This is a genomic window from Defluviimonas aquaemixtae, assembly GCF_900302475.1.
Taxonomy (GTDB): domain Bacteria; phylum Pseudomonadota; class Alphaproteobacteria; order Rhodobacterales; family Rhodobacteraceae; genus Albidovulum; species Albidovulum aquaemixtae.
Genome location: NZ_OMOQ01000001.1, coordinates 1584219 through 1596065, shown reverse-complemented (window position 1 = coordinate 1596065; position 11847 = coordinate 1584219). Strand labels below are relative to the sequence as shown.

The following is an 11847-nucleotide window of genomic DNA, read 5'->3' as shown; positions in this document are numbered from 1 at the left end:
CCATCGCGTGGGGTGGCCGCAACCGGATCGGCGACATCTCCGGCCCCGAACGATGTCCGTTTCCGAGAATGGAGATTGTTCCGATGGCTCTCGAAGACGCAAAGAAGGAAGTGGACCTGGCCTTCACCCAGCCTGAACGGCGGGGCCTTGCCTATGAGAACGCGTTCGGCGGCGCGACGAGCTTTCTGCGCCGGCGCTACACGAAGGACCTGGCCGGCGTCGATCTGGCGATCACCGGCGTACCGTTCGATCAGGCGGTCACGCACCGCACGGGCACCCGCTTCGGGCCGCGCGCGGTGCGCGAGGCTTCGGCGCTGCAGCCGTTCGATCTGCCCTATGGCTGGGGCTTCTCGCCCCTGGAGGAGTTCGACATCGTCGATTACGGCGACGTGGCCTTCGACTACGCCAAGGTGTCCGATTTCCCTGACACGCTTACCGCCCACATCGCAGATATCCTGAAAGCCGGACCCGGCACCGTGACTCTCGGCGGCGATCACTACATCACTTTCCCGATCCTCAAGGCCTATGCCGAGAAGTTCGGGCCACTCAGCCTGCTGCATTTCGACGCCCATTCCGATACCTGGGCCGACGACGACTTTACCCGGATCGACCACGGCACGATGTTCTACAAGGCGATCAAGTCGGGGATCGTCGCCCCGAAGTCCTCGGTTCAGGTCGGCATCCGCACCCACAACGACGACTTCATGGGCGTGAACGTCATCGACGCCCGCGAGGTGCATGAGACAGGGGCGGCGGCGGTCGTCAAGAAGATCAAGGCCATACTGGGTGATCGCCCGACCTACCTGACCTTCGACATCGACTGCCTCGATCCTGCCTTCGCGCCCGGCACCGGCACGCCGGTCTGGGGCGGCCTCACCAGCTGGCAGGTCGCCGCGATCCTGCGCGATCTGGCGGGAATCAACCTTGTCGGCGGCGACGTGGTCGAGGTATCCCCGGCCTACGACACGACCGGCGCGACCGCGATCGCGGGGGCGCATGTCGCGCATGAGCTCATCTGCCTCTACTGCTGGACGCGTCGGAAAAGTTAGAGGCGCCGCCGTCTTAGAAGTCGATCAAGCTGGTGATCAAGCGGCCGGTTTCGCGGGGCGTTGACGGCAGGCGGCCGCGTCTGGCATCCCTACCGCTTCCGTATGGCATGCGTCCCGACACTGTCCCGACAGGCGCGCACCTCCGATCTTCTTCTTTTTGCAGGTACGCCCAGGGCGCTCTCCCCCCTTGACCGCCGCCCGGACAAGAGCGAAACCGCCCAGATGGTGCCCATCGACAAGCTCGATCAGATCACGCGGCGTTTCGAGTTTCTCGAAGCGAAGCTTTCGGCCGGCGCGGACCCGGCCGATATCGCAACGCTCAGCCGTGAATATTCCGAGCTGAAGCCCGTCGCTGCCGAGATCGCCGCCTACAAGCAGGCGCTCGCCGATCTCGACGAGGCCGAGGCGATGCTCGCCGATCCCGAGATGCGCGTGCTGGCCGAGGACGAGCTGCCGCGGCTGAAGGAGCGCATTCCCGAGATGGAGCAGCGGCTGCGCGTCGCGCTTCTGCCGAAGGACGCCGCCGACGCGCGGCCCGCGCTCCTCGAGGTGCGGCCCGGAACGGGCGGAGACGAGGCCGCGCTCTTCGCCGGCGACCTTTTGCGGATGTACCAGAAATACGCTGAGGCGCAGGGCTGGCGGTTCGAGCTTCTGGACCTCAGCGAAACTGAGCTTGGCGGTGTCAAGGAAGCCGTCGCCCGGATCGAGGGAGAGGGGGTCTTCGCCCGCCTCAAGTTCGAATCCGGCGTCCACCGCGTCCAGCGCGTGCCAGAGACCGAGTCGGGCGGACGTATCCATACGTCTGCTGCGACCGTCGCCGTCCTGCCCGAGGCGGAGGAGGTCGATATCGAAATCCCGGCCAGCGATATCCGCATCGACACGATGCGCGCGAGCGGGGCGGGCGGCCAGCACGTCAACACGACCGACTCGGCGGTCCGGATCACCCATGTCCCGACGGGCATCGTTGTCACCTCGTCGGAGAAGTCTCAGCACCAGAACCGCGCGAATGCAATGGCAGTGCTCAGAGCGCGCCTGTTCGACATGGAGCGGATGCGCGCCGCCGATGCCCGTGCCGCCGACCGCAAGGCGCAGGTGGGCTCGGGCGACCGGTCCGAGCGCATCCGCACCTACAACTTCCCGCAGGGCCGCATGACTGATCACCGGATCAACCTGACGCTCTACCGGCTCGACCAGGTCATGCAGGGCGATCTGGGCGAGATCACCGACGCGCTGATCGCGGCCGACCAGGCCGCGAAGCTCGCCGAGATGGAAGCATGACTGGCGCCGACGCACTCCGCGCCGCCGTCGACCGGCTCGGCGCGGCGGGCGTGGAGGGCCCTCAGCGTGATGCGCGGCGGCTCATGGCCCATGCGCTGGGGCTGACGCCCGAGCGCCTGACCCTGGTGCTGGATCAGCCGTTCGGTCCCGAGGCGGCCGCCGCGTTCGAGTCCGCGATTGACAAGCGCGCGGCGCGCCAGCCCGTCTCCCAGATCGTGGGGCGGCGCGCGTTCTACGGGCGCGATTTCCGGGTGACGCGCGATACGCTCGATCCCCGGCCGGAGACCGAGCAGCTGGTTGAACGGGCACTCGTGCGACCGTTCGCTCGCGTGCTTGATCTCGGCGCCGGGACCGGCGCGATCCTGATCACGCTTCTGTCCGAACGGCCCGAGGCGACTGGGCTCGGTACCGATATCTGCACGGCCGCACTTGCTGCCGCCCGCGACAATGCCCGCATGCTTGGCGTCGAGGCACGGTCGGAGTTCCAGCAGGCCGACTGGTTTTCCGGCGTCTCGGGGCGCTTTGACCTGATCGTCTCGAATCCGCCTTACATTGCGCAAGACGAAATGGCCGCACTCGCGCCCGAAGTCCGCGAGTGGGAGCCGCCGGCCGCACTGACCGATTTTGGCGACGGCCTGTCGGCCTATCGGGCGATCGCCGCCGGCGCGAAGGCGCATCTTTTGCCCGGCGGCGCCGTCGTCGTGGAGATCGGCTGGCAGCAAGGGGCGGCGGTCGCGGAGCTTTTCGGGAACATGGGGTTCGGTACGGTTTCTATCCATCCGGACCTTGACGGCCGTGACCGGATCGTCACCGCCCTGCCGTAGGGCGGATCAGGGCATATCCGGCGCATTGATGCCGAATTCGGACGAAATTCGCTGAAAATGTCAGATTCCTCTTGCCCGTGGCGACACATCGTGCATTAACAGTCGCGTAACGGGTGGCCGTTAGGTACCGCCCCGATCGCTTCGCCCATCTCTATCAGGACCGCGCAGCCGCAGCCGCCTCTTTCGGCGCAGGACGTGGGACCGGGCAAGCCCTCTGAAAGCCCTAGGCTCGGAAAAAAACGAAAAACATGAGATCATCTAAAAACCGTTCGCGTTCGAAATCGAACCGACAGCGTTCTCTCGGCAACATCGTCAACCGGGTGTTCGATTCCTCTGGACCCGAGGGCAAGGTGCGCGGGACGCCGCAGCAGATCATCGACAAGTACCTCGCGCTTGCGCGGGACGCGCAGCTCGGCAACGACCGGGTGGCGGAGCAGAACTTTCTCCAGCATGCCGAGCACTACGCGCGCCTTCTGGGCGAGGCGCAGCGCGACATGGCGCGCGAGCAGGAAAGCCGGCAACAGAGCCAGGGCCAGCCCGATGGCGGCGGCAACCAGCACGGCGGGCAGGGCAATGGCGGCCAGGCGAACGGCTCCGACCGGCAGGGCGGCCAGCGCGGCCGCGACCAGGACCGCGGCGAGCGGGACACCGGCGGCCGGGTCAGCGACGCATTGTCCACGGCGCGCCAGGATGACGCCGATGAGGGGCCGGGCCTCGTGGAGACGCCCGAGGCGCGCCAGCGCGCCGCGCCCATGATGCCCGACATGCCGCAACCGGCCGAGGCAGAAGAGGCCGGCGGCAAGAAGCCCGCCCGCGCACCGCGCGGCCCCCGCAAACCGCGTGGAAAGCGCGCGGGCCCGGAAGAGGGCGGCGAGGCCACAAAGTCGGACGGCGGGAACGGCGATTCCACCGCAGACGCGGCCGAGTAAGGCGGGGCGAACCCGGGCCCGCCGCGCGCCGGGCCTTTCAAGACAGACGTCAATGTTGACGGGGGCTCAGAGCGTTTCGAGCGCGCGTGCGAGCCGGCAGAACGCCTCGAGCGAAACCTCCTCGGCGCGCGCCGTCGGCGCGATCCCGGTGTCCAGCAAGATCCGCTCGATGTCGGGCGACAGCGCCTTGAGGCTCGAGCGGAGCATCTTGCGCCGTTGATTGAATCCCGCCGCGACGATCCGGTTCAGGACCTTCGGATCGGCCGGGAATCGCGGCGTGGGCAGTGCCGTGAAGTGGACGACTGCCGAATGGACCTTCGGCGGCGGCGTGAAGGCTTCGGGGGGTAGCGTCAGGACGATGCGCGCGTCGGTGCGCCACGCGGCGAGGATCGCGAGCCGCCCGTAGGCCTTCGAGCCGGGCTGCGCCACGATCCGTTCGGCCACCTCCTTCTGGAACATGAGAGTCATCGTCTGCCAGAACGGCGGCCAGGCGGCGGGCGTGAGCCAGCGCACGAGAAGCTCGGTCCCGACATTGTAGGGCAGGTTGGCCACGATCCGGATCGGCGGCGACAGATGCGCCGTGGGGTCGATTTCCAGCGCATCGGCATTCAGGACCGTGAGGCGGCCGGGATAGGTGGCCGCGATCTCGTCGAGCGCGGCCAGGCAGCGGGCGTCCTTCTCGACCGCGAGCACGCGCCGCGCGCCTTCGGCAAGCAGCCCACGTGTCAGCCCGCCGGGGCCGGGCCCGACCTCGAGAACGTCGGACGCGCGAAGATCACCAGCCGAGCGCGCGATCTTTGCGGTCAGATTCAGATCTAGAAGGAAATTCTGCCCAAGCGCCTTCTTCGCGGCGATTCCGTGCGTCGCGATCACCTCGCGCAATGGTGGCAATCCGTCGAGCGCGGCCACTACGTCCTCCGGCTTTCATTTTCGCGGAAGCAATGCCGGGGAAAGCGCGATGGGCGGGAGTGCAGGCAAGGTCCGTCCGCGCGGCGGGCCGGGCGCCGTCGGCGCTTGTATCCGAACAGGAGCGGCTTCATCCGGCCTCCCGGTTCCGCGCCATGTCGCGTGCGAGTTGCAGCGCGGCGATGAGGCTCGACGGGTCGGCCGCGCCTCGCCCCGCGATGTCGAGGGCCGTGCCGTGGTCGGGCGAAGTGCGGACGAAGGGCAGGCCGAGGGTCACGTTCACCCCACCCGCAAAGTCGATCGTCTTGATCGGGATAAGCGCCTGGTCGTGATACATGCAGATTGCGGCGTCATAGCGCGCACGCGCGGCGGGGTGGAACATCGTGTCGGCGGAGTGCGGTCCGGAAATCGTCATGCCTTCGGCGCGGAGCCGGTCGAGAAGCGGTCGGATCAACCGGATTTCCTCGTCGCCCATCGCGCCTTCCTCGCCTGCATGCGGGTTGAGCCCGGCGACGGCGAGCCGGGGCTCGGCCACGGCAAAGTCGCGCCTGAGCCCGGCATGGGTCAGGCGGATTGCGGTTTCGAGGACCTCTTCGGTCAGCGCGCGCGGAACCTCGGTCAGCGGAATGTGGATCGTCGCGGGAACGACCTTCAGCTCGTCACAGGCGAGCATCATTGCGACGCGCTCTGTTCCTGCGAGATGCGCGAGGTATTCGGTATGGCCGGGAAAGCCGAAGCCCGCGCCGTCCTTCAGCGCCTTCTTGTGGATCGGCGCGGTGCAGATAGCCGAGGCGGCCCCGTCGCGGACGAAATCGACGGCGCGCGCGATGGTCTCGATCACCGCCGCGGCGTTTTCCGGCGCGGGTAGACCGGGCCGGGCAGGGGCGGGGAAATCATGCGCAATAACGGGGAGCAGCGCGGTCGGAACCGCAGCCGCCTCGGCCGGATCGTCAATCTCGCGGATTGCGGTTCCGGCGGGCAGATGTCGGGGCGCGCCGATCCAGAAGAACGGCACATCTTGCCCAAGTCGCGCGCGCGCCTTCACCGCGATTTCCGGACCGATGCCGGCGGGTTCGCCACAGGTCAAGGCGATGGGCGCGAGCGCCATCTCCGCCCGGTCACGGGGTCTGGATAATGGCATTCGCGCGCAGTTCGGCGAGGTAGCCGTCGGCATAGCCAGCGAGTTGCTGGTTGGTCAGCTCCTCGCGGATCTGCGCCCGGCTCGGCCCCGCGCCGAAGCCGAGTTCGGGGTCGACCGCTGGGGCGCCTTCGACCGCGCTCGCCGCCGTGGCGGAAGGCAGGCCGCCTTCGGCGAGCGTCGCGCGCCTTTCGCAGAGCATGAGAAAGACCAGCGCGCCACCGCGCGTGAGCGTCGCGGAACTTTCGTTGTCGTCGAGGCGGGCGAGTTCGGCGGCGATGTCGGCGGGCACTTGGCCCAAAGGCCGCTCGTCGCGCAGGAGCCGGCCCGCGGGCAGGCCGCTTGCGACACGATAGAGGTCGTCGCAGGTGTCGACCTCGCCCCGCACGCGCTCCGCCTCGGCGAGGGCCGCGGGGCTGCGGCCGCCGGGGATCAGGAACTGCGCGTAGTCGACAGTGAGGTTGCGCGCCGCGATCTCGCCGCCCTGTTGAATTCCACGCAACCGCACGATGGCGATCGCGCCCCCGAGCGGCACCGGCGGGCTCACCTGGCCGTTCGCCATGCCGGCGACGACAGCACGGAGCTGCGGCGGCAGGTTGGTCAGCGGAATCCAGCCCAATTGCCCGCCGCGCTCGCGCGAGGCGGCGGCGGAGTGCCGGCGCGCGGCGGCAGAGAACGCCGCCTCGCTGCCGATGGTCTCGGACAGTTCGGTCGCGAGCTCCTGGGTCTCGGCCGCCGTCGCGGGCGTCAGGGGCAGGAGAATTTCGGAGATAAGCACGCGCGGACCTGCGCCACGCTGCGCGGCGACGGACATCGCGCGGTCGATCTCGGCCTCAGTGATGCGAACGCGGGGGACAAACCGGGCGCGGACGACGTCGCGCCAGGCAAGGCCGGCGGTCACGAAGTCGCGGAAGGTCTCGGGCGCGACGCCGCCCTGGCCGATGGCCTGAAGGAACTGTTCTGTTTCGAGATTGGCGCGGCCGGCGAATTCGGCCATTCCGGCCGTGACTTGTTCGGGCGTGACGGTGATGTCCGCGGCCTCGGCGGCCTGGGCGCGGAGCCGATCGTCGATCAGGCCCTTTTCCGCCTCGACCACGGGGTCGCCAGGCGCGCGCAGCAACTGAAGGAAGCGGATGCGCTGTTCGAGCTCGTAGTTCGTCACGACGGAGCCGTTCACGATCACGGCGGGCGAAAAGCGCCCGCTTTGCGCCGCCCCGGGCAGGCTCATCGCCGTGAGGCCCGCGAGGGCGAGAGAAAGGAGAGTCATGATACGCATCGTTGTCGTCCGTCTGCTCTGTTCTTCTTTCGATGCCGCGCCGCTGCGTTCGCGGTTCCTGTCCGTGCCGGTCCCCGGGGATCTATCGCACGCAGCTGCGGCGGTACATCCGCCCGTCCGTCGTACTGCCGAAGCCCAAAAGTTCGACGGACAGGTTGAAGTCGGTATCGGCGCTTACACTAGTCGAGGATGTAAAACGACGCGAGAGGGAAAGATCGATAGCCGCGCATTCGTTGCGGTATTCGAGCCCGACCGAAGCGCGTGCGGCGCGGTCGGCGTCGAAATCGTAGCGCCCCGCGACCGTGCCGCGCCAGCGGGGCGTGATGCTCCAGCCCGCATCGAACACGACTTCGGAACTGGGCGATAGCCGCCCCTCGGCAGGATCGGCGGTTAGCCAAAGATAGCTCGCCGCGAGCGTGTAGCGGTCGGTCAGGTAGTCGACACGCAGCTCGTCGCGGCTGAAGTCGAACCCGTCGTCGAAGATCGCGCGGTTGATGACGCGAAGCCCGTCCGCGGTTTCGATCTGCGCCGCGACCAGCCAGTCTGACGACGTGCCGTCGAGACCCGAGGCCGAGCCGAACTGGCCGAGATCATTCTTGCGGAAAACGCGTCCCGCGGTGATGCCGAGCGACCAGCCGGCCGGGTCGTGGCGTGTCCAGGACAGCCCCATGTTGATCCGAGTGCCCAGCTCGTGACGGTCGGCGCCGGAAAACCGGTTGAAACCGAAGAGGTTTCCTTCGTCGAAGCTGACGATCTGGCTGTCTTCGTTGGGCACCGTCTCGGTCGAATCGGGGCTGACGACGAGCTGGACGACAGGCTCGATCACATGGCTCGCGCCGCCCGTCGGCGCGCTGCGGACCCAAGGCCAACGCAGCTCAACCGCGGCGGCGGGGGTGAAGCGCGTGATCGTGCCGGGAAACGTGACGTCCTGGCTGACCGCGTAGAAGTCGGCCGTCGCCTGCGCGGCGCCGGACACCAAGATGCCGTTCCCGAGGACCCAGTTGCGGCGCCAGTCGACCATCGCGGTCGCACGCGACACGTCGCGCCCATCGGTGACGCCGTCGCCATTTGCGTCCGTCGAGATTGCCGAACGGCGCTCTTGGCTGTGAACCTCGAACGCGAACTTGCCTTCGCCGCCAAGATAGCGGGGCTTGAAACGGCGCTGGAAGCTGAAATCGCCGACCAGGTTCGGCAGGACCGCGTTGTCGTCGCCTGCGCGCAGCGACCAGTAGCGAAAGACGCTGGCCTCGATATGTTCGTTCCGCCGGGTGCGGGTGACGCGGACGCCCGAAGCGAGCCGGTCGATGTCTCCCAGGCCATAGTCGAGGATATAGGCGTCGTCGCTGACCCCCTGCACCCAGAAGTCGAGCTGGAAGTCGCGCGGCAGGTCGAAGCTGCCTTCGCCGAAGAGGTAGCCGCGTGTTTCGTTCATCAGGATGTCGTCGCGGCTCACCGCGCCCTTCATCTCGAGTTCGCCTTTGCGGAATGCCTGGCGGTAGCGGAACTCCAGCGTCCGGGTGCGCGAGGACGAAACGTAAGGTGTGAGCGTCAGGTCGCGGCTGTCGCCCATCGCGATGAAGTAAGGAAGCTTGATCCCCGGCCCGAGCGACGAGGTGGTGCGGATCGAGGGCAGGAGAAAGCCTGTTGCGCGCTTCAGCGTCGGGTCGGGCATCCTGAGGCGCGGGAGGTAGAAGACGGGCACGCCCGCGACCCGGAACTGGGCGTGGTCGAAATACAGCTGGCGTTCCTGCTGATCGTGGATCACGCGGCGGGCGCGCACCTCCCAAAGCGGCGTGGGATTGCCTGGGCAGACCTGGCAGGAGGAGGCGACGACCCGGCTCATCCGAGTGTAGCGCCCGCTGATGCGCGCCATCTCGGTTGCTGCAAGCTGGAGCTGCTGGTCGAGGACGAGTCGCGCGCTGGTCAGGATGCCTTCCTGAAGGTCACGCGAGAGTTCCGCCGCGTCGGCGAGCACGATCATTCCACCGCCTTCGGTCAGCCGAATGGGCCCGGTGATCGTCAACTGGTCCGTGGGCTGGTCGTAGACGATCTTCTCCGCCGTGAGACGCGCCCCCCTGTAGAAGACCTCGACCGCGCCTTCGGCAGTCAGAGTGTCGTCACCCGAGAGGTAGACCCGGTCGGCGACGAGCGTCGCCTGGTCCTGCGCGTGCGCGGGCAGGGCCAGAAGCCATAGGAGGATCGCGCCAAGAAGCTGGCGCATCATCCGTCCTCCAGGTGCAGGACGAGGCTCAATGACAGCATGGCGGCGGCCACGGGCGGGATCCAGGCCGCGAGGATTACGGGTATCTGGCCGTTCTCGCCCAGAACTTGGGCAAAGTTGCGCAGAAGGAAGATCGCGAAGCCCGAGACGATGGCGAGCAGGACCATCGTTCCGGTCTGGCCAGAGCGCGCGTGGCGCATCGTGAAGCCCGCGCCGACGAGGACCATGGACATCAGAAGAAGCGGCAAGGCAAGCTCCATCTGGAACCAGACAGTGTGCTTGCGCGCCGAGAAGCCGGCCCGTTCGAGCCTGGATATGAAGCTCGGCAGGTCCCAGACGGGAATCGTTGCGGGCGTACCGAAGCTGTCGCGGATTTGGTCGGCTGTGAGGTCCGAAGGCAGGCGGTGCTCGGCCAGCGTCTGCGCCCTCTGTTCCGGGTTCTGGCCTTGCGCGAATTCCCATGCCTTCGCGTCGCTCAGGACCCAGCCGCCGGCTTCGAGCCGCGCCTCGCTCGCATCGAGGCGCGACTGAGGCAGACCGTCTGCGTCGAATGAGATGAACGTCGCGTCGTAAAGCGTTGTACCGTCGTAATTTGCCCGCGCCGCACGGATCACGGTCTGCCCGTCCGGCCCGCCCTGTCGCAGCCACATCCCCTCGCGCGAGACCGAGACCACGTTTGCCTCGCCGGCACGATACTCGTTAGAGAGCGTGTCGTAACGCTTGGCCGTGCCCGCGACGATCGGGTTCAGTACAGCGACGGCGAAGGCTCCGATGACGAGCGCCATCAGAAGCGGCGAGACGAGCATCCTGAGCGCAGAGCGCCCCGCCGCCCGGATCACGACGAGTTCGGAGGAGCGCGCGAGTGCGAGGAAGAACGCGATCGACGACAGGATCGTGATCATCGGAAGGATCCGGTAAACCGATTGCGGCACGTTGAGAAGCGCGAGTTCGGCTGTCGCGGTAAGGCCGAGCCCGGTGCCTGCGAAACGCCGGATCTGCTCGACCATCTCGATGAGAAAGAGCAGTAGGAAGAAGCCGATGAACACGGTCAGGAACATCACAAGGAACCGGCGCGCGATGTAGAACGACAGTGTCATGAGGCCACCGCCGAGGCGAATTCATGATGCACCTTCCGGATGCGCCCGGCATAGGCAAGGAGCAGGGCGGAGAGCGCGAGCCCCGCGAGCGAGGGCAGGTAGAGCACCGGCCAGAGCGCGGGAGCGCCGGTCACCAAGCTCGTCGCGCCGTTGACGAAAAACTGGACGACGATCAGGAGCACGACCGCAAACACGATCTGCCGCCAGAGCCCGAACCGGCTGTAGCCGCCGGTCAGAAGCGTGGCAAAACCGATGAGCGCGGCGACCACCGCAAGGGCCGGTTGAGAGAGCCGGTGATGCAGTTCGACCCGCAGCGCAGCGGCGTCCGTTCCCATCGTGGCGAGCAGCACGGAATCGGGCGCAATAAGTGCCTGCGTTGGAAGTTCCTCGACCGTCGGCACCGGAGAACCGCGCCCTGCGATGAGCGCGCCAATGTCGTAGGTGAAGTCCGAAAATCGCGTGACGGCGAGGCCCCGCGTCTCGGTCGAGAGGGTCTGGGCCATGCCATCGAACATCACGAGCTTCGGCCCTCCGGGGTCTTTCACGAGGATGGCGCGCCGGGCGGTGTAGGTCGTGCGCTGTCCCGCCGCCCGCAGATCGGTCAGGAAGATATCCTGCAACTCGCCGCGGGGCGTGATCTTGCGGATGTAGAACGTGATGCCCGCGGCGGGATGCAGGAATGTACCCTCGGTCAGAAAGTTCGCGGCGACGTTTTCGGCGATCTCGCCGCGCCGCTCGGCGAGCTTGGCGCGACTTGCCGGGACGAGCACCGTCACGAGAACCGCAATCATCAGCGCGACAACGAGGCCGAAGATCAGGACGGGCCGGGCAAGCCGCCAAGGCGAGAAGCCGGTGGCCTGCATGACGATGAGCTCACTTTCGGCCGATAGCCGGTTCGTGACATAGACCGTGGCGACAAAGGCCGCGACCGGCAGGACGAGACGGATGACGTTCGGCAGCGTAAGCGCGGTGAATTCTAGGAAAACCCAAGCCGACTGGCCGTCCGAGATGAGCTGGTCGAAGAGCGACACCGCCCGATTGACCCAGTAGACCGAGACGAGGATCAGCGCGAAGAAGCCGAAGAGCATCATCAGCTGCGACAGCAAGTATCTGTCGAATCTGGACACCT

The 11847-nt window shown here is 67.2% G+C and carries 10 protein-coding genes; 4 read left to right on the top strand and 6 right to left on the bottom strand.

Going from position 1 to position 11847, the window contains the following annotated elements; genetic code table 11:
- Positions 1–83 precede the first annotated feature (83 nt).
- The 4 genes from speB (at position 84) to DEA8626_RS07805 (ending at position 4080) form a co-directional block, all read left to right on the top strand.
- A complete protein-coding gene (speB, locus tag DEA8626_RS07820; protein WP_108852441.1) occupies positions 84–1049 on the top strand; it encodes an agmatinase in 966 nt (321 codons plus the stop codon).
- A gap of 222 nt (positions 1050–1271) precedes the next feature.
- Positions 1272–2327 (top strand): peptide chain release factor 1, encoded by a 1056-nt coding sequence (gene prfA / locus DEA8626_RS07815; RefSeq protein WP_108852440.1) that lies wholly within the window; start codon positions 1272–1274, stop codon positions 2325–2327.
- A complete protein-coding gene (prmC, locus tag DEA8626_RS07810) occupies positions 2324–3151 on the top strand; it encodes a peptide chain release factor N(5)-glutamine methyltransferase (protein ID WP_108852439.1) in 828 nt (275 codons plus the stop codon). Before prfA ends, prmC begins: the two co-directional genes overlap by 4 nt.
- Before the next feature lie 248 nt (positions 3152–3399).
- On the top strand, positions 3400–4080 hold the full coding sequence (locus tag DEA8626_RS07805) for a DUF4167 domain-containing protein (RefSeq protein ID WP_108852438.1): 681 nt from the start codon (positions 3400–3402) through the stop codon (positions 4078–4080).
- A gap of 66 nt (positions 4081–4146) precedes the next feature.
- Here DEA8626_RS07805 and rsmA read toward each other — a convergent pair whose 3' ends face one another.
- From rsmA to lptF, 6 genes are all read right to left on the bottom strand, one after another.
- Entirely contained in the window at positions 4147–4989 is an 843-nt protein-coding gene (gene rsmA, locus DEA8626_RS07800; protein WP_108852437.1) for a 16S rRNA (adenine(1518)-N(6)/adenine(1519)-N(6))-dimethyltransferase RsmA, read from the bottom strand.
- A 127-nt stretch (positions 4990–5116) separates the two neighbouring features.
- Positions 5117–6094 (bottom strand): 4-hydroxythreonine-4-phosphate dehydrogenase PdxA, encoded by a 978-nt coding sequence (gene pdxA / locus DEA8626_RS07795; RefSeq protein WP_108852436.1) that lies wholly within the window; start codon positions 6092–6094, stop codon positions 5117–5119.
- 10 nt (positions 6095–6104) lie between these two features.
- Entirely contained in the window at positions 6105–7391 is a 1287-nt protein-coding gene (locus DEA8626_RS07790) for a peptidylprolyl isomerase (protein ID WP_108853368.1), read from the bottom strand.
- Between the two features lie 91 nt (positions 7392–7482).
- Positions 7483–9621, bottom strand: a complete 2139-nt coding sequence (locus DEA8626_RS07785) for an LPS-assembly protein LptD (RefSeq protein WP_245890793.1) — start codon at positions 9619–9621, stop codon at positions 7483–7485.
- The gene (gene lptG, locus DEA8626_RS07780; RefSeq protein ID WP_108852434.1) at positions 9621–10718 is read right to left on the bottom strand and encodes an LPS export ABC transporter permease LptG; all 1098 of its coding nucleotides are present in this window, start codon (positions 10716–10718) and stop codon (positions 9621–9623) included. Before lptG ends, DEA8626_RS07785 begins: the two co-directional genes overlap by 1 nt.
- The gene (gene lptF, locus DEA8626_RS07775; protein ID WP_108853367.1) at positions 10715–11845 is read right to left on the bottom strand and encodes an LPS export ABC transporter permease LptF; all 1131 of its coding nucleotides are present in this window, start codon (positions 11843–11845) and stop codon (positions 10715–10717) included. The genes lptG and lptF overlap by 4 nt, the downstream gene beginning before the upstream one ends.
- Positions 11846–11847 lie beyond the last annotated feature (2 nt).

Coding starts and splice junctions, on each gene's coding strand:
- prmC (WP_108852439.1), top strand. CDS start 2,324: ATGACTGGCGCCGACGCACTCCGCGCCGCCGTCGACCGGCTCGGCGCG.
- prfA (WP_108852440.1), top strand. CDS start 1,272: ATGGTGCCCATCGACAAGCTCGATCAGATCACGCGGCGTTTCGAGTTT.
- DEA8626_RS07805 (WP_108852438.1), top strand. CDS start 3,400: ATGAGATCATCTAAAAACCGTTCGCGTTCGAAATCGAACCGACAGCGT.
- DEA8626_RS07790 (WP_108853368.1), bottom strand. CDS start 7,391: ATGACTCTCCTTTCTCTCGCCCTCGCGGGCCTCACGGCGATGAGCCTG.
- speB (WP_108852441.1), top strand. CDS start 84: ATGGCTCTCGAAGACGCAAAGAAGGAAGTGGACCTGGCCTTCACCCAG.
- DEA8626_RS07785 (WP_245890793.1), bottom strand. CDS start 9,621: ATGCGCCAGCTTCTTGGCGCGATCCTCCTATGGCTTCTGGCCCTGCCC.
- lptG (WP_108852434.1), bottom strand. CDS start 10,718: ATGACACTGTCGTTCTACATCGCGCGCCGGTTCCTTGTGATGTTCCTG.
- pdxA (WP_108852436.1), bottom strand. CDS start 6,094: ATGGCGCTCGCGCCCATCGCCTTGACCTGTGGCGAACCCGCCGGCATC.